Below are 17,062 nucleotides of genomic sequence, written 5' to 3' on the forward strand. Positions count from 1 at the left end.
ATGGAGTGCGAAACCTATATCGACCCCTCGCGCGAGAATTTCGAGCAGTTCAAGAAGCTGCCCCGCGACGAGCCTATCCATATGCTCAACCTGCTGCTCTACCGCGAGAAGGCCGAGTATCCCGAAGGCCACGAACACGCGGGCAAAGGCTGGAGCGGACGCCGCGCCTATGAGGAATACGGCAAGACATCAGGCCCGATCTTCCGCCGCGTGGGCGGGTCGATCGTCTGGCGCGGGGCGTTCCGGACGATGGTGACGGGGCCGGAATTCGAAACCTGGCACGACGGCTTCGTCGCCCAGTATCCGAGCGCGGCTGCCTTCTTCGAGATGATCAAGGACCCGGACTACGCCAAAGCCGTGGTGAACCGCACCGCCGCCCTGGTCGATAGCCGGCTGGTGCGCTTCAGCCCCGGCGAGGCGGGCGAGGGCTTCGGCTGATCCCGGATCGCGCGACGGGCCTCAGGCCGCGCCGTCCTCGCCTTCGGATTCTTCCTCGCCGTAGAGATAGTCGAAGAAGTCGTTGAGCGAGTTCTCCCACAACTCGATCTGGCGCTTGTAGTTCTCGCGCGTGATGCCGCCGTCGGCGATGATGTAGAGCCGGACCGAGATCGTCCCGTCGGGATCGACATAGGCGCGGCCGAAATTCTCGCGGTAATTGTAAGTGTTGATCGCCTGCGCCACTTCGGCGTCGGAGCGGCCTTCGCGGTTGAACGTGGCGAGGATCGAAGTGCCGTAGCATTCGAGTTCGAGGTCGTCGTCGGTGCAGGCGAGCAGCACGGCATTGGCGAACACGCCCGACGCGAAAGTGACGTTGATGCTGCGGCTGTCGGCAAGTTCCTCATACATGGCCCCGTTCGCTTCGAGCGCCGCGATCAGGTCGGCGCGGGAGAAGGTCTCGAGAGGCTCGCTCTCCTGCGCCGCGGCCGGCCCGGCGACTGCCGCCGCCATAAGCCCGGCGAGCGCGATGAAGAGAGTGGTGCGTTTCATTCCGTTTCCCCTTTACGGCCTGGGCGCCGGGCGCCGGGCGGCTTCTTACCGTCTATTCGCCGGGTCCATAAAGCGCTTCGCCATATTGCGCGATACCGAGCGCGAACAGGCCGAGGCTGATGACGAGGTTTTCGCGCGTCACTCCGCCGTCGAGCACGAGGTATGACTTGAGCAAGTGCTCGCCGCGCTCGTTCACGATCACGCTGGCCGGGTTGAAGGTGGCTGAAAAGCGCCGCGCGATCCGTTCCGCCGTGGCCGGATCGCGGCCTTCGGGCGGGGTGAAGAGGCTGGTCATCAACAGGCCCCGGCACGCCTGCGCCTCGCACCCTGAACGCCGCAAGACAGCGATCCCGCCGCCGGGAAAGGCGACCCGCAGCACCAGCGCCTCCTCGTCGAGGGGCGTTGCCTCGGCACCCAATGCAGCGAGGGCCTCGCGCAGGGTCGCATCCTCGAGCGATTCGATCACGGCGGGCGGCTCGGCCTGCGCGGAGAGCGGAGCGGCCAGCGGCGTGGCAGGACCAGCCAGCAGCACCGCGCTCACCATTATCGTCGAAATCCGTTTCATCAGCCTCCCCGTCCGGTGCGAGGGGTAAAGCGCAAGCGTCTCTGCGACAAGGAAAACCCCTCAGCCGAAAAGGTCGAGCTGCCCTTCGGGCGAAGGCGGGCAAAAGCGCGAACAGTCGAGTTCGAAGCGATGCTTGCCGATCCCGGCGCGCTTTGCAGCGATACAAAAGCGGCTGCGAAAGAGGTCGGCCCAAACGCCTTCGGGCTTCATCCGCGTGCCGAAATTGGGGTCGTTGTCCCGCCCGCCACGGATGGATCGCACGATGCTCATGACCTTTCCCGCGCGCTCGGGATAATGGACCTCGAGCCATTCGCGGAACAGCGGGGCGACCTCGTGCGGGAGGCGCAGCGGAATCCAGCCCGCGCTCGGCACGCCCAGCTTGCCTGCCTCGGCGAGAATGCCTTCCATGAATTGGTCGGTGATCGCCGGGATCACGGGCGAGACCGAGCAATGTGTGGGAACGCCCGCCTCGACCAGCCTGCCAAGCGCGGCGAGCCTCTTGGCAGGGGCGGCGCAGCGCGGTTCGAGCTTGCGCGACAGGCCAGGGTCGAGCGTGGTGACCGAAATCGCCACGGCGACGAGTTTTTCGCGTGCCATGTCCGCGATCAGGTCAAGGTCGTCGAGCACGCGGTCCGATTTGGTCGTGATCGTCACCGGGTGGCGCGCCTCGCGGCACAGTTCGAGAATCTGCCGCGTGATCCGCCAGTCGCGCTCGATCGGCTGATATGGATCGGTGTTCGTGCCGAGTGCGATCGGTCGGGGGCGATAACCCGGCTTCGCCAGCGTTTCGCGCAGCAGTCGCGCCGCGCCCGGCTTGGCGAAAAGCTGCGTTTCGAAATCGAGACCGGGCGAGAGGTCGAGATAGGCATGGGTGGGGCGGGCGAAACAGTAGATGCAGCCGTGCTCGCAGCCGCGATAGGCGTTGATCGAACGGTCGAAGGGAACGTCGGGCGATCGGTTGAAGCTCAGGATCGAGCGAGGGCGTTCTTCGGTAACGGTCGTGCGAAGCGCGACGGGCGGCCCGTCGAGCGCGGCGACATGGTCGCGCCAGTCGCCATCCACCTCGCGCGAGGCGAGGCCGAAGCGGGACGGCGTGCGCGCGGAAGCGGCGCCGCGTCCCTTGAGGGCGGTGCGCTGGGTGTCGGGCATGGCGCGGAACATAAAAGGAACAAGTGCGCGTGTCGAGCGCTATCCGCGCCATATCTGCAAGCCGGCCCCGATCCCCCACAAGCCGATCAATGCGACCGATTCCCAGCCGATCTTGCCCGGACCCTCGCGCTCGCGTCGCAGCAGGCCGAGCAGCAGGACCGCGGTCATCACGATGACGAGCCCCATCCAGAACACCGTCGCGTCGGATATGGCGTGGTAGATGCTGCCTTCGCGATAGGCGAAGTCGCTCGCCGCGACGAACAGCGAATCGAACATATTGCCGCCCACGATCCCGCCGATCGCGAGCTGCGGCGCCCCCCGGCGCACGGCAGCGATGGTGGTGACGAGTTCGGGCAGCGATGTGACGGTCGCCGTGCCGAGCGAGCCGACGAGGCTGCCCGACAGCCCCAACCGCTCCGACAGGGCGAGGCCCGTTTCGCCCACGATGTAGCCGGAAAAGCCGACGACGAGGACCAGCCCGCCGAACAGCGCGAACAGGGTCGCAAGCGACTGGCCCTCGTCGTCGTCGTTCGATTCGTCCTCCTGCGTGTCCTTGGTCTGCTTGGGCAGCCACATCGGCTCCTGGTGAATGCGGTGCGCGTTGTGCAGCCCGACAAGGTAGACCGCGATCAGCACCGGGCTCAGCAGGTTCACGCCCCACAGCGTGATCGGCGGCGCGGCCCAGGCCATGACGGGCAGGGCGACCAGCACGATCAGCACCGTCGCTTGCCCGAGATTGACCGCGCTCACCCCGGCGTGTTCGAGATTGACGTTCTTGTAGAAGACATCGGCGAGCGCGAGGAACATGGTCTGCGCGACGATCCCGCCCAAGGCGTTGGAAACGCTGAGGTCGGCCGCCCCGCTCGCCGCCGTGCTGGTCGAAGTGACGATGCCTGCGATGCTCGTTCCCGCGCCGAGCAGGACCGACCCGATGAGCGCTTCGCCAAGCCCCGTCCGGTCCGCGATAACGTCGGCATAACCGGCCATCTTCGATCCGAAAACCGCGATCACCACGGCGCAGGCGGCAAAGGCGAGGCCAAGCGTGGTGGTCGAATACTGGGCGAGGTCGAGCAAGGAAGCTCCCGGATGGCGGCGTGATGCCAGACCAATCCGGGTGCGCGGGGCTTTGTTCCGCCCCTAGCTTTCCTTGAGGCGCGGCATCAGCTCGACGAAATTGCACGGCCTGTTGCGCGCGTCGAGCTGTTCAGCGAGGATATTGTCCCAGCCGTCCTTCACCGCGCCGTTCGATCCGGGCAGGGCGAAGATATAGGTTCCGCGCGCCACCACGGCGCAGGCGCGCGACTGGATCGTGCTGGTGCCAATGGTGTTGAAGCTGACCCATCGGAACAATTCGCCGAAGCCCGGAATGTCTCGCGCGCCTTCAATCCGGGCGAGAGCTTCGGGTGTCACGTCTCGGCCTGTCAGTCCCGTGCCACCGGTCGAGACGACCGCGTCGATTGCGGGATCGTCGATCCACGCGTCGAGTCGCTCGACCAGCAGGGCGGCATCGTCGCGCACGATGTCGCGCGCGGCAAGATTGTGCCCGGCGGCAGCGATGCGCTGGGCGAGAATGTCGCCTGATGTGTCGTTCTCGGCTGTGCGGGTGTCGGAGACCGTAAGCACGGCGATATTGATGGCAACGAAGTCCTTCGTTTCGTCGATCGCCATTAGGTGCGGCCCCCTTCAGTCTTCCTGTTCGTACCTCGCCGTGCGAACCTTAGACATCTGCGGGAAGACAGGCCAGCGTCCTTGTGCGAGCGCGCGGCGGCTGGGCGAGGGAACCCCGGCGGCGCGCTCGTACATCCAGTAATTTCGCATCACGATCGCGACATAGCCGCGGGTTTCCCAGTAGGGGATCGATTCCATCCAAAGGAGAGGATCGCCCTGGTCCCTGATCTCGGTGTTCCAGCGGTCGACCGGGGTGAGCCCGGCATTGTAGGCCGCCATGATCTTGGGCAGCAATCCGCCGGTCGCGCCGCTGTCGCGGAGCATTTCGAGATGCTGCTGGCCGTAGGCGAGATTGACCTCGGGATCGTTGAGGTCGTCGTAACTCGCGCCCAGTTCGAGGCGGCGGTTATGGTCCTGCGCGGTCGTCGGCATGATCTGCATCAGGCCGCGCGCATTCGCGGGACTCACGGCGGCGGCGCGGAAATTGGACTCCTGCAGCGCATGGGCGAAGGCAAGCGCGGGATCGACCCGCCACCCGGTGCGCGGCTGCCAGCGCGCGACCGGAAAGCGCAGCGCGCCTTCGGAGCGCATCCCGTAGGGAGCGTGGTGGGCCATGAACAGCTGGGTGGACGGCAGGCCGAGTTCGCGCGCGATCCGGGCAAGGGTGGGATAGTCGCGTGCGGGCCCGATCCGCGCCTCGTGCCGCAGCACCTCGTCGGCGAGGGCATAGCGCCCGATCTCGACCAGTGCGGCGGCCACGCGGACATTGCCGCGCCGCTCGAGCGCGCGCCAATCGTCCCGTGTGAAGGCTTCGGGTTCGGTCTCGGCGGGCAATTCGATGCCGAGCTGGTCCGCGGCGAGCATTCCGTAGAGCGTTTCGTGATAGCGTGCCGCAGCGGCCAGATGCGCCTGCGCCTCACCCGGCTCGCGGCAACGCACCAGCGCGCGGTGCGCCCAGTAATGCGCCGCAGTGGTAAGCTCGTCATTGGTCGAAAGCCGCGCCGCCTCGGCGAAGCTTTCCGCCGCGAGCGCGCAATAGCCGAGGCGCCATGCGGCGAGCCCTGCGACCCATTCGCCTTCGGCGACCCACGGTCCGCTGCCCTCGGCGACGGTTTCGGCGAGCGCCAAGGCGGCCGCATCGTCGTTTTCGATGTAGTGGCTCCACGCCACCCGCTGGCGCCATTCGGCGCGCGCTTCGGGGCTGAGGCTTGCATCGACCTCGGCCAGCAGGCGCTGGGCGGTGGCGGGATCGTCGCCCCGGATCGCATCGAGGATCGCCGCGCGGACCGACTGCGGCATCGTCCCGTCCTCGATGGTGCGCGGACGGATGCGCTTGCTGGCGGCGGGCTGGCGGGAGAGCGCCTGCGCTTGCGGAAGCGGCGGGACGTATTCGAGCCCGCGCTTCGCCCCGAGCCGGCCGAGCTGATCGGCCTGCGGCAGGTCCGTGCCGAGCGCGAACCATGCCGCTATCTGCTCGGCGCTGACCTTGGGGCTGCGCGCATGGGTGTAATATTCGGCGAGCGCGACCTGCTTCAGCACGCCGTCGTCACCGGCGAGCAGCCGATCAACCGTCTCCCATTCCTCCCGGTCGAGCGCGGCGAAGATCGCCCGGTAGTGTTCGCGCTCACGCTCGGAAAGGACGGCGGGAAGTTCGGCTTCGTGGCGCGAGCCCCGGTCGTAATGCGCGACCATGCTCGCGGTCGGTTGCGCGGCGAGGGGAGTTGCCGCCGAGAGCACGCCCGCGCCCACCAAGGCTGCTAGAGCGGCAATGATGCGACTTGTGATTGTGTTGTGCGTCACGCCTGCGTGGCCGACCATTCGATCCATCTCCGCCAGAACCGGGCCTTGAGTCGGGGCATCGACATGAGGCTGTCGAGATCCTCGCTCACCAAGACCGGCATATTTGGCGGCTTATGGTTGAACTTACGTAAATTTCCGTAATCCTTTTTGTCTTCGGAGCCGATAAGCGCGGCAAGCCCTGCACCAAATGCGACGATCCGCTGCGGCGCGGCGAGTTCGATGTGGTGAGCAAGGACCGCATCCATGCCGCGCGCGGCTTCGGCGGGGCAATCGGCCATCGGGGTGAAGCGCGGCAGGGCGCTTGCGACATAGGCATCGTTCGGTGTGCAGCCCATCGCCGCGAGGATCGCGTCGAGCAGCCGGCCCTGGGGTCCCGACAGGAGCCGTTCGCGGTCGCCTTCCTCGGGGTGGATCACCAGCACCATCAGCGCAGCACCCGCCGCCCCGCGCGGCGGAACACGTCCGCGCGGGCCGACCGCGTCGAGGCCGGGGGCAGTCATCCACCATTCGCTGAATTCATCGAGCGTTGCGGGCGGCGAATCGCCGAGCAGGTCCGGCGGCGGGGCTAGCGGGGGTGCATCTGGTGCAAGCGGCTGTCCGGACAATGCGACAGGCCGGGTGACAGGCGGGAGTTGTTGCGCTGCGCTGGTCGCTTCGACCGGCGCGGTCGTCTCCGGCTCGGCAAGCCATGCCGTAGCGTCATCGACGAAGTCGCAGTCCACGCCCGCCAATCGCCACCATTCGCGATAGGCGGCCAGTTCGCGGGCGAGGACGGGGTCTTGGGCGGTCATGCTATCCATTGCGGGTCTTGACTGTCCGGGGGGCAGTTAGCAAGTGCAAGGGCAAGACGAGGGGGATCTCGCGCGCCTGCGGGCGTCCAGCCGGAAACGAAGGAATACAAGAGCGCATGAGCGAACGTGAATCAATGCCCTGCGATGTCGTTATCGTGGGCGGCGGGCCGGCCGGCCTGTCGGCGGCGATCCGTCTCAAGCAGTTGAACGAGGAACTCGAGGTCGTCGTGCTCGAAAAGGGCTCCGAAATCGGGGCGCATATCCTTTCGGGTGCGGTGGTCGATCCCAAGGCGCTCGACGAACTGATCCCCGACTGGCGCGATCAGGGCTGCCCGATGGCCGAGACGCCGGTGACCGACAACTGGCACTGGATGCTGTCCAAGGGCGGCAAGACCTCGCTCCCGCACGCGATCATGCCCCCGCTGATGAGCAATCACGGCTGCTACACCGGCTCGCTCGGCAACATGACCCGTTGGCTCGGCGAACAGGCCGAGGCGCTGGGCGTCATGGTCTTCCCCGGCTTCCCGGCGGCCGACGTCATCATCGACGACAACGGAGCGGTCGCGGGCGTCATCACGCAGGACATGGGCATCGACGCGAAGGGCGAGAAGAAGCCCGACTACGAGCCCGGCATGGAGATCCATGCGAAATATACCCTTTTCGCCGAGGGCGCGCGCGGTTCGCTGACCAAGCGGATGAAGGCGAAATACGACCTCGAGGCGAATTGCCAGCCGCAGGTCTACGGCCTCGGCATCAAGGAATTGTGGGACATCGATCCGGCCAAACACGTGCCGGGCCGCGTCATCCACACGCAGGGCTGGCCGCTTTCCGAAAGCGACACCTGGGGAGGGGGCTTCCTCTATCACCAGGCGAACGGGCAGGTCGCGATCGGTTTCGTCACCGCGCTCGACTACAAGAACCCGTGGGTTTCGCCCTATCAGGAATTCCAGCGCTGGAAGCAGCACCCCGCGATCCGCGAATATCTCGAAGGCGGCAAGCGAGTCGCCTATGGCGCGCGCGCGATCAACGAGGGCGGCTGGCAGTCCGTGCCCAAGCTCGCCTTCCCCGGAGGCGCGCTGATCGGATGCGCGGCGGGCTTCGTCAACGTGCCCCGGATCAAGGGCAGCCACACCGCGATGAAGAGCGGGATGCTCGCCGCCGAAAGCATCGCCGCGGCTATCGCGGCGGGCCACGAGAAGACCGAGCTGTCGGACTACGACAGCACGCTGCGTTCGAGCTGGATCGCGGATGAGCTCAAGAAGGTCCAGAACGCCCAGCCCGCCGTCGCCAAGTACGGCGGCGACATCGGTACGGCGCTTGCGGGCATCGATATGTGGATGCGCACGCTCAAGATCGGCCTGCCGATTTCGATGAAGCACCACCGCGACCACGAGATGACCGGCCGCGCGGACCTTTACCCGAAGATCGACTATCCCAAGCCCGATGGCGAAATCAGCTTCGACCGGCTTACCAACGTCGCCTTCAGCTACACCAACCACGCCGAGGACCAGCCCTGCCACCTCCAGCTCAAGGATCGCGAGCTTCAGAAGGAAAGCGAGCTGGAAGTCTATGGCGGGCCATCGGCGCGCTATTGTCCGGCAGGCGTCTACGAATGGGTCGAGGAAGAGGGCAAGGAGCCGCAGTTCGTGATCAACTCGCAGAACTGCGTCCACTGCAAGACCTGCGACATCAAGGACCCCAACCAGAACATCAACTGGGTGACGCCGGAGGGTGGCGGCGGGCCGAATTATCCGAATATGTGATTCGGCGCGATTATGGATGCCCGCACTCCTCAATTCAGGACACGGCTTCTCCGTGCCCTCAGGAATGCCTATCTTGGGCAAGAGTTCGAGTTTTCTGACACGCCGGACGGGCTTGCTGTCCGCATCCTGACGGAAGAAGGTCTTCCGCTAGGAAGAGAGGCGAAGTTTCGCGGCAAGCGTGTCACAGATTTGAGCAAGTCCGCGTTGGCCACCCAATTTGGGATTGAACCGGGCAGCGCGTGAAACGCACCGAAACCGCCTACGCCAAGATCAACCTCGCGCTGCACGTCCGCAGCCGGCGGGAGGATGGGTATCACGAGCTCGAAACCCTGTTCGCCTTCGTCGATGCGGGCGATGTGCTGAGCGCCTCTCCGGCGGAGCACGACAACGTTACGACGCTCGGCGAATTCGCGGGCGGGATCGAGGACCCGTTCGACAACCTCGTCGCCAAGGGGCTCGCTGCGCTCCCACGCTCACAGGGCCTTGCGATCACATTGGAAAAGAACCTCCCCGTCGCAGCTGGCCTCGGCGGCGGCTCGGCAGATGCGGGGGCGGTGTTCCGGATCGTCGAGGCGCTTCATGGCCTGCCGGACGACTGGCAGGAGCGCGCTGCGAAACTCGGCGCCGACGTGCCCGCCTGTGTCCTCAGCCGCACCCATATCGGGCGCGGGACCGGGACCGAGCAGGTTGAGGTGGAGGACGACCTCGCCGGAACCCCCGTCCACCTCGTCAATCCGCGCGTGCCGCTGTCGACCGGGCCGGTGTTCAAGGCGTGGGATGGAAAGGACCGTGGCGCTCTGCCCGAAGGCCCCGCCCGGCACATCGCCTTCGAGGGACGCAACGACCTAGAAGCCCCCGCCATTTCGCTATGCCCGGTGATCGCCGACGTGCTGGATGCGCTCCGCTGCACCGACCCATGGCTCGTCCGTATGTCCGGCTCGGGCGCGACCTGCTTCGCGCTTTACGACAGCGAGGCCGAGCGCGAAGCGGCCGCCGAACGCATCGCGGCGGACCATCCCGATTGGTGGCAACTCAAGGGCAAGCTGCGGTGATCGACGGACAGCCCTTCCGCCATATCGGAACGCCGACGCCGGGCGGGATCGTCTGCGTCGCCGACCATGCCTCGAACCACGTGCCCGAGGACATTCCGGTCGGCATCGCGCCCGAATTGCTGGAGGAGCACGTCGCTATCGACATCGGCGTCGCGGGCGTCGCGACCCGCATGGCAAACCGGCACGGCATCCCCGCGCACCTTGCCACAGTCAGCCGGCTCGTGTGCGACCTCCACCGCGAGGAGGACCACCCGAACGTCGTCCCCGAGGCGAGCGACGGATACGTGATCCCCGGCAATATCGGTGCCGATATCGAAGGGCGGCTCGACCGTTTCCACCGCCCCTATCACGCCGCGCTCGAGGAATGGCTCGAAGCCGCGCAGCCCGGCCTTATCGTATCGCTTCATTCCTTCACGCCGCGCATGGCATCGACCGATGAGGAGCGCCCGTGGGACGTTTCACTCCTGTGGAACACCGACGACCGCGCGGCGCGCCACGCCATCCGCTTCCTGCGCGACGAGGGGCTGAACGTGGGCGAGAACGAGCCCTATTCGGGAGCCGAACTCAACGCGACGATGAACCGCCACGCCGAGGCGCACGGGCGGCCCTATTGCTTCTTCGAGATCCGCCAGGACCACATCACGACCCGCGCCCAGCAATCGCGCTGGGCCGATCTGCTCGCGGACGTCGTCGGAAGGGTTGCGCTGGCGCTTTCCTGAAGGCAGGGCTGTTGCGCGAAACAGCCAGTGACGGGAAAGAAAATGTCCGAACGCTTCGACAAGTCGAAACTGCCCAGCCGCCACGTCTCGGTCGGCCCCGAGCGCGCGCCGCACCGCTCCTATTACTACGCGATGGGCATGACCGAGGAGGAGATCGCACAGCCCTTCGTCGGCGTGGTCAGCGCAGGGAACGACAGCGCGCCGTGCAATACGACCCTGAACGCGCAGGCCGACATCGCGCGCGAAGGCGTGATCGCCGGGGGAGGGACGCCGCGGCGCTTCAACACGATTACCGTGACCGACGGGATCGCGATGGGCCACCAGGGCATGAAAAGCTCGCTCGTCAGCCGCGAGGTGATCGCGGATTCGGTCGAAGTTTCGGTGCGCGGCCATTGTTATGATGCGCTGGTGGGCTTCGCGGGCTGCGACAAGAGCCTGCCGGGCATGATGATGGCGATGCTGCGGCTGAACGTGCCCTCGATCTTCGTATATGGCGGCTCGATCCTGCCCGGCACCTACAAGGGCGAGGACGTCACCGTTGTCGACGTGTTCGAGGCGGTCGGCCAGCACGCGGCGGGCAATTGCCCCCTGCAGGAGCTGATCGCGCTGGAAAAGGTCGCCTGTCCCGGCCACGGCGCCTGCGGCGGCCAGTTCACGGCCAACACGATGGCCTGCGTCGGCGAGGCGATCGGATTGTCATTGCCGAACAGCAACATGGCGCCCGCTCCTTACAAGTCGCGTGAGGAAATCGCGCGCGCGGCGGGCAAGCAGGTGATGAACCTTGTCGAGAAGCAACTGCGACCGCGCGACATCGCCACGCGCGCCGCCTTCATGAACGCGGCGCGCGTCGTCGCGGCGACCGGCGGCTCGACCAATGCGGCCCTGCATCTTCCGGCCATGGCGAACGAGGCAGGGATCGATTTCGACCTGTTCGACGTGGCGGAAGTCTTCAAAACAACCCCTTACATTGCGGACCTGAAGCCCGGCGGGAAATATGTCGCCAAGGATATGCACGAGGCGGGCGGCGTCTACATGGCGCTGAAGACGCTGCTCGACGGCGGCTTCATCGATCCCGAACCGATCACCGTCACCGGCAAGACGCTGGGCGAGAACATCGAGGAGATCACCTGGAACCCCGACCAGAAGGTCTTCTACGAGGTCTCCAACCCGATCACCCCCACCGGCGGCGTCGTCGGGCTCAAGGGCTCGCTCGCGCCCGACGGGGCGATCGTCAAGGTTGCCGGCATGGCCCGGCTCCAGTTCTCCGGCCCAGCGCGGGTGTTCGATCGCGAGGAGGATGCTTTCGCGGCCGTGGAGGCGCGCGACATCGCGGAAGGCAGCGTGATCGTCATCCGCTACGAAGGGCCCAAGGGCGGCCCCGGAATGCGCGAGATGCTTTCCACCACCGCCGCGCTATACGGGCAGGGGATGGGCGAGAAGGTCGCGCTCATCACCGACGGGCGCTTCTCGGGTGCGACGCGCGGCTTCTGTATCGGCCATGTCGGTCCGGAAGCGGCGGAATGCGGTCCCATCGCGCTGGTCGAGGACGGGGACATCATCTCCATCGACGCGGTCGCCGGCACGATCGACCTCGAAGTCGAGGAATCGGTGCTGGAAGAGAGGCGCAAGGCGTGGCAACCGCGCGAGCATGATTACCAGTCGGGCACGCTCTGGCGCTATTCGCAAACCGTTGGCCCGGCGCGCTACGGCGCGCTCACCCATCCGGGGGCCAAGGCCGAGAAACACTGCTTTGCGGATATCTAGCGCGGCTCTCCTCGCTCTGGGGCTCTCAGCCTGCGCGCCAGAGGCGGGCGCTCCGCAAGGCGAGACCATCGCCTGCGCGATCGGGCCGGGGGCAGAATTCGCGGACGAATGCGTGCTCGAAAGGCGGGCGTTGGAGGAGGGGCGCGAAATGCTCGTTATCCACCATCCGGGCGGCGGCTTCCGGCGCTTCGTGATGGAGCGCTCCACCCTGCTCCCGCTCGACGGGGCCGAGCCGCTGGTCATGGTCGCACTCGACGCTGCGAGCGGCATCGAGTTCACCGTCGCAGGCGACCGCTACCGCCTTCCCCCTGCGGGCGAGCCGGAATGAACGACAGCCAGATCCTGACTGCCAGCGAAATGCAGGCCGCCGAGCAGGCGATCTTCGATAGCGGCACGAGCGTTTCGGAGCTGATGGAGATCGCCGCCGGGGGTGCGGCAGAGTGGGTCCGCCGCCTCGCCGCCGGGCGTTCGGTCACGGTCCTGTGCGGTCCCGGCAATAATGGCGGCGATGGTTATGTCATTGCCCGTCGGCTTGCCGAAGCGGGCAACCGGGTCGAAGTAGTGGCCCCGATCGAGCCCAAGACCGATGCAGCGCAGTCGGCGCGCGGGCGGTTCGAAGGGCCGGTCCGATCCTCTGGCCGCGATGTCCGGGCGGAGGTGCTCGTCGATTGCCTGTTCGGCACCGGCCTCGCGCGGCCGCTGTCGGGCGAGCTGGCGCTCTTGCTGCGTGACCTTGCCGGGCGCCATCCGATGCGCGTTGCGGTCGACCTGCCTTCGGGGATTGCCAGCGACAGCGGCGAACTGCTCAACGAGAAGCTGCCGGACTACGACCTCACGCTTGCGCTCGGCGCTTGGAAATTCGCCCACTGGAGCCTGCCGGGCCGGGCAAAGATGGGCACGAAGCGGCTTGTTCCCATCGGGATCGCTCCCATCGAGGGCGCGGCTCGGTTGATTGAACGGCCCCGGATCGCTCCGCCGGAGCGCGACAGCCACAAGTATCGCCGCGGCCTTTGCGCCATCGTTGCAGGCGAAATGCCGGGGGCCAGCCTGCTAGCAACGCTCTCCGCCCAGCGTTCGGGCGCGGGCTATGTCAAGCTGCTCGCCGAGACCGCGCCCGCCGCGCCGCCCGCCGATCTCGTGGTCGATACGTCGGAGTTGGCCGAGGCGCTGGGCGATGATCGGATCGACGCGCTGCTGTGCGGCCCCGGCCTCGGACGCAGCGATGCCGCGCGAGCGCGGCTCGAAACGGCGCTGGGTTCGGACAGGCCGATGGTGCTCGATGCCGATGCCCTGATGCTGCTGCGGCCCGACATGATCGGCAAGGGAACGCTGATCGCAACGCCGCACGACGGGGAACTCGCGACCCTGTGCGAGAATTTCGCCGTGCGCGCCGAAGGACGCCGCGACAGGGCGAGGGCGCTCGCCGCAACGAGCGGGATGGTGGTCGTCGCCAAGGGCCCCGACACGGTGGTCGCCGCTCCCGGTGGAACACTCGCGCTTGCCGCGCCTTCGCCGAGCTGGCTGTCGGTCGCGGGCACGGGCGACGTGCTCGCCGGGATCATTGCGAGCCGGCTCGCGACAGGCTGCGAGGCTTTTGAAGCCGCCTGTGAAGCGGTCTGGCTTCACGGTGAGGCCGCGCGGCTGTGCGGTCCTGCCTTCACGGCGGAAGAGCTCGCGCGCGCCGCCTCGCGCAGCCTTGCCGCGGCGCTTGTAGCGTGAGCGAGCCCGGCGAGATCGTCCGCATTGCTGCCAAGGGCGACGGCGTGACCCCCGACGGTCGCCATGTCGCGCGCGCCGTGCCGGGCGACCGGCTTGCGGAGGACGGCACCGTGCTCCGCGGCCCCCACCATGTCACGCCGCCCTGTCCCCATTTCGGCCCCTGCGGCGGCTGCCAGCTCCAGCACGCCGACGAGGACGTGCTTGCCGATTTCGTCCGCGACCGGGTGGTCAACGCGGCAGGCGGGCAGGGCGTCGAGCCGGGCGAGGTGCTCCCCGTCCACCTCTCGCCGCCCGCCAGCCGTCGCCGTGCGAGTCTCCACGGCCTTGCTACGCAGAAGGGCGCGGTGCTCGGGTTCCGAGAAGGCGGCTCGCACCGGATCGTCGACATGACAGCCTGTCCGGTCCTGCGCGAAGAACTCTTCGCCCTCGTCGCGCCGCTGCGCGCCTTCATCGCCGCGCATGGCGGCAAGGGCGGGATCGAGGCGCAGCTGAGCCTTGCCGATCAGGGTGTGGACCTGGCCCTGTCGAACATCGCGCTCGATGGCCTTGCCGCGACCGAGGCGGCGCTCGATTTCGCGCGGGAGCATCGCCTCGCCCGGCTGTCGATCGACCAGGGCTACGGGCCGGAGACGGTGTGGGAGCCTGACCCCGTGACGGTCACCCTGTCGGGAATGCCCGTCGGCCTCCCGCCCGGTGCGTTCCTGCAGGCGACCGAGGACGCGCAGGCGCGTATGGCCGCCGATGCCTGCGACTGGCTGGGCGAAGCGCGCATCCTCGGCGATCTTTTCGCCGGGCTCGGCACCTTCGCCTTCGCGCTGCTCGGGGACGGGCCCGAAGGTCGCAAGGTGCTCGGCGTGGAGGCCGAGCGCGTCGCGCATCTCGCCTTCAAGGCCGCCGCCGCGCGCACCGGGGGAAGGGCGCTCGCGCTTCACCGCGACCTGTTCCGCGCGCCCTTGCAGGCGAGCGAACTCGCGCGCTTCGATGCGGTGCTGCTCGACCCGCCGCGCGCCGGAGCCAAGGCGCAGGTCGCCGAAATCGCCGCGAGCGACGTGCCCCGCGTCTGCTATGTCAGCTGCAACCCGTCGAGCTGGGCGCGCGATGCGGCGCGGCTCGCCGAAGGCGGCTTCCGGCTCGCGAAGCTGCGCCCGGTCGGCCAGTTCCGCTGGTCGACCCATGTCGAACTCGTCAGCCTGTTCGAGCGCGCCTGACCCCTAGGCCCGCAGGGCGGCGAGGATCTGTCCGTCGAGCCAGTCGCGATGCTCGGGCCGGTCATAGGCATGGCCCGCGCCCTCGCAGCGCGCGATCCGCGGGTCGGCCGCATCCCAGTTTTCGGCAAAGACCTGCGCGGTGCGATCGGCGCTCGCCAGCAGGATGCGCACCGGCCCGGCGAATTCGGCCAGCCCCGCGCGCATCTCCTCGGCGAGGCTCGACGGGGCGGGGCCGGGCGCGAGCGACTTGACGAGGCCGCGACCGAGTTTCCTGAGGTCCACCCCGCCGCGCAGCAGGCGGGCCACCTCGCGCGGATTTCTGAGCTTTGCGGCATAGCGCGCGCGGATCGCGGAAGGGGGCGGGGTGGGATCGCTCTCGCCAGCTGCATCGCCGTCCTCCTCGATCGTCCAAGGGTTCGACAGGACCAGCGCATCGAACCCCTTGCCCTTCGCCAGCATCAGCGCCGAGGCCGCGTCGCAATTGCCGAAGCCGACCACCCGGTCGACCTGCGGGGCGAGGGCTCGAAACGCCTCGAGCGCGGCGGCGATGTCACGCGCACTATGGCGGAAACCCCGGTTCTCGCCCTCGCTATCGCCAATGCCTCGCCGGTCGAAGCGGAATACGGGAAAGCCCGCCCGCGCGATCCGGGCCGCGAGCAGCGACTGGCCGGAAAAGGCGCCCGCACGGATCTCGTTTCCGCCGCTGACGATCAGCAGCCCGGTCGTGCCCGGTGCGGTGTCGAGCGTGCCGGCGAGCTTGAGGCTTCCGCAGCCGAAATCGAGCGGGAGCCGGGTCATTGTGCCTCCTCCTCCTCCGCCTCGCCGCCGACAAGGGCCGCCGCGATGATCCTTGCGATCGCGTCTGCCTGTGCCGCGTCGTGATCGGGTTCGGCGCGCAGCCACAGGCCGGGGCCGCCGAGCGCGCTCTGCGCAATGTGGTGCTGGTTGTCCGAGGGCACGGGCTCGGCCTCGGCGAATTCGGCGAAGAAAGTCGCGCCGAGCGGCCAGCCGGCCAGCACCAGACCTTCGCGCCGCCCCGTCTCCATCAGCGCCTCGGAGCTTTCCTCGCGCCCTTCCTCGCGCGCGGCGATGGTGCGGGCGCGGATCATCCCGCGCAGCTGCTTCGGCCCGTTTTGGGGGGCATAGCGCCAGCAGGGAAGGCTCTCGGGTGCAAGCAGCGCTCCCGCCCGGATCGCAAGCACGTGGGTCGCCGCGAAAGCCTCCGTCGCCGCCTGCGCCGCCGCGCGCCAGTGCGCGATGGTCTGGTCCTCCAGCGGTGCAAGGCTTTCATTGCAGCCGGGAAGGTCGGGCAGGAAACTGTCGATCCCGGCCTCGTCGAGCCGCCGCATGACCTCGACGGTGAAATGGCGCAGCTTGTTCGCCTCGTCGAACCAGGCAGGCAGGACGATTAGCCGGGCCGCGCGTCCGCTATCGAAGGAGAAGAGCAGTTCCTCGCGCGTCGCGCCGTCGATAAGCGGGGCCGTCCAGGTGCCGATCACGCAAGGCTCCTGTCAGTCGGGTGAAGGATCAACCTTTGGCGAGCTTGGCCTCGGCGAAAGCGAGCAATCCGCCATAGGTTTCGAGCATTTCGCCGTCCACATCCTCGTCGTCGATCATGATGTCGAGCCGGTCCTCCATCTCGGTCAGGAGGCCCGCCACCGCCATGGAATCGAGTTCCGGAAGATGGCCGAACAGGCCGGATTCCGGGCCCAGCGCCGCGGCCTGGGCGGCGTCGATGCCGAGCACGTCCGCGATGATCGCCTTCAATTCGCTGTCGATGGCATTCCGGTCCATTCCCGTTCCCGTCTGGCTGCCTTCCGCATCGGCTGCGGCGGTGTTGATGGCCGGATTGGTGCTCATTGCGATCGGATCCCTTG

Annotated in this window: 18 protein-coding genes; 8 read left to right on the plus strand and 10 right to left on the minus strand. The window is 67.5% G+C overall.

Going from position 1 to position 17,062, the window contains the following annotated elements; translation table 11 throughout:
* A complete protein-coding gene (locus G9473_RS04025; RefSeq protein WP_291136247.1) occupies positions 1 to 438 on the plus strand; it encodes a DUF1330 domain-containing protein in 438 nt (145 codons plus the stop codon).
* A gap of 21 nt (positions 439 to 459) precedes the next feature.
* On the opposite strand, the gene G9473_RS04030 is transcribed toward G9473_RS04025, so the two are convergent.
* The 7 genes from G9473_RS04030 to G9473_RS04060 all read right to left on the minus strand — a co-directional run bounded on the left by G9473_RS04030 (position 460) and on the right by G9473_RS04060 (position 6,960).
* A complete protein-coding gene (locus tag G9473_RS04030) occupies positions 460 to 987 on the minus strand; it encodes a YbjN domain-containing protein (protein WP_291136249.1) in 528 nt (175 codons plus the stop codon).
* A gap of 52 nt (positions 988 to 1,039) precedes the next feature.
* Positions 1,040 to 1,552: a YbjN domain-containing protein gene (locus G9473_RS04035; protein ID WP_291136251.1), complete on the minus strand. Its 513-nt coding sequence runs from the start codon at positions 1,550 to 1,552 to the stop codon at positions 1,040 to 1,042.
* Between the two features lie 60 nt (positions 1,553 to 1,612).
* Entirely contained in the window at positions 1,613 to 2,701 is a 1,089-nt protein-coding gene (locus tag G9473_RS04040; RefSeq protein ID WP_291136253.1) for a PA0069 family radical SAM protein, read from the minus strand.
* Positions 2,702 to 2,740: 39 nt separating this feature from the next.
* Entirely contained in the window at positions 2,741 to 3,775 is a 1,035-nt protein-coding gene (locus G9473_RS04045) for a sodium:calcium antiporter (protein ID WP_291136255.1), read from the minus strand.
* A gap of 63 nt (positions 3,776 to 3,838) precedes the next feature.
* Positions 3,839 to 4,369, minus strand: a complete 531-nt coding sequence (gene moaB / locus G9473_RS04050; protein WP_291136257.1) for a molybdenum cofactor biosynthesis protein B — start codon at positions 4,367 to 4,369, stop codon at positions 3,839 to 3,841.
* A gap of 15 nt (positions 4,370 to 4,384) precedes the next feature.
* Positions 4,385 to 6,187 (minus strand): lytic transglycosylase domain-containing protein, encoded by a 1,803-nt coding sequence (locus tag G9473_RS04055; RefSeq protein ID WP_291136259.1) that lies wholly within the window; start codon positions 6,185 to 6,187, stop codon positions 4,385 to 4,387.
* Positions 6,166 to 6,960, minus strand: coding sequence for a uracil-DNA glycosylase family protein (locus G9473_RS04060; RefSeq protein ID WP_291136261.1), 795 nt, complete (start codon positions 6,958 to 6,960; stop codon positions 6,166 to 6,168). Before G9473_RS04060 ends, G9473_RS04055 begins: the two co-directional genes overlap by 22 nt.
* Before the next feature lie 116 nt (positions 6,961 to 7,076).
* Here G9473_RS04060 and G9473_RS04065 point away from each other — a divergent pair, with 116 nt between their 5' ends.
* The 7 genes from G9473_RS04065 to G9473_RS04095 all read left to right on the plus strand — a co-directional run bounded on the left by G9473_RS04065 (position 7,077) and on the right by G9473_RS04095 (position 15,185).
* Complete coding sequence (locus G9473_RS04065) at positions 7,077 to 8,723, plus strand: electron transfer flavoprotein-ubiquinone oxidoreductase (RefSeq protein WP_291136263.1); 1,647 nt, start codon at positions 7,077 to 7,079, stop codon at positions 8,721 to 8,723.
* Positions 8,724 to 8,962: 239 nt separating this feature from the next.
* Positions 8,963 to 9,775, plus strand: coding sequence for a 4-(cytidine 5'-diphospho)-2-C-methyl-D-erythritol kinase (locus G9473_RS04070; protein WP_291136265.1), 813 nt, complete (start codon positions 8,963 to 8,965; stop codon positions 9,773 to 9,775).
* A complete protein-coding gene (locus tag G9473_RS04075; RefSeq protein WP_291136267.1) occupies positions 9,772 to 10,494 on the plus strand; it encodes an N-formylglutamate amidohydrolase in 723 nt (240 codons plus the stop codon). The genes G9473_RS04070 and G9473_RS04075 overlap by 4 nt, the downstream gene beginning before the upstream one ends.
* 42 nt (positions 10,495 to 10,536) lie before the next feature.
* On the plus strand, positions 10,537 to 12,258 hold the full coding sequence (ilvD, locus tag G9473_RS04080; RefSeq protein ID WP_291136269.1) for a dihydroxy-acid dehydratase: 1,722 nt from the start codon (positions 10,537 to 10,539) through the stop codon (positions 12,256 to 12,258).
* Entirely contained in the window at positions 12,245 to 12,586 is a 342-nt protein-coding gene (locus G9473_RS04085; protein WP_291136271.1) for a hypothetical protein, read from the plus strand. The genes ilvD and G9473_RS04085 overlap by 14 nt, the downstream gene beginning before the upstream one ends.
* Positions 12,583 to 13,977 (plus strand): NAD(P)H-hydrate dehydratase, encoded by a 1,395-nt coding sequence (locus G9473_RS04090; protein ID WP_291136273.1) that lies wholly within the window; start codon positions 12,583 to 12,585, stop codon positions 13,975 to 13,977. Before G9473_RS04085 ends, G9473_RS04090 begins: the two co-directional genes overlap by 4 nt.
* Entirely contained in the window at positions 13,974 to 15,185 is a 1,212-nt protein-coding gene (locus G9473_RS04095; RefSeq protein ID WP_291136275.1) for a class I SAM-dependent RNA methyltransferase, read from the plus strand. Before G9473_RS04090 ends, G9473_RS04095 begins: the two co-directional genes overlap by 4 nt.
* 3 nt (positions 15,186 to 15,188) lie before the next feature.
* Here G9473_RS04095 and G9473_RS04100 read toward each other — a convergent pair whose 3' ends face one another.
* Genes G9473_RS04100 through G9473_RS04110 form a run of 3 tightly spaced genes read right to left on the minus strand, consistent with a single transcriptional unit; the run spans position 15,189 to position 16,979 of the window.
* The gene (locus G9473_RS04100) at positions 15,189 to 15,983 is read right to left on the minus strand and encodes a hydrolase 1, exosortase A system-associated (RefSeq protein ID WP_291136277.1); all 795 of its coding nucleotides are present in this window, start codon (positions 15,981 to 15,983) and stop codon (positions 15,189 to 15,191) included.
* Positions 15,980 to 16,684, minus strand: coding sequence for a hypothetical protein (locus G9473_RS04105; protein WP_291136279.1), 705 nt, complete (start codon positions 16,682 to 16,684; stop codon positions 15,980 to 15,982). Before G9473_RS04105 ends, G9473_RS04100 begins: the two co-directional genes overlap by 4 nt.
* A 28-nt stretch (positions 16,685 to 16,712) precedes the next feature.
* Entirely contained in the window at positions 16,713 to 16,979 is a 267-nt protein-coding gene (locus G9473_RS04110; protein ID WP_291138215.1) for an acyl carrier protein, read from the minus strand.
* Positions 16,980 to 17,062: the final 83 nt, after the last annotated feature.

This window comes from Erythrobacter sp. (assembly GCF_011765465.1).
Lineage (GTDB): Bacteria > Pseudomonadota > Alphaproteobacteria > Sphingomonadales > Sphingomonadaceae > Erythrobacter.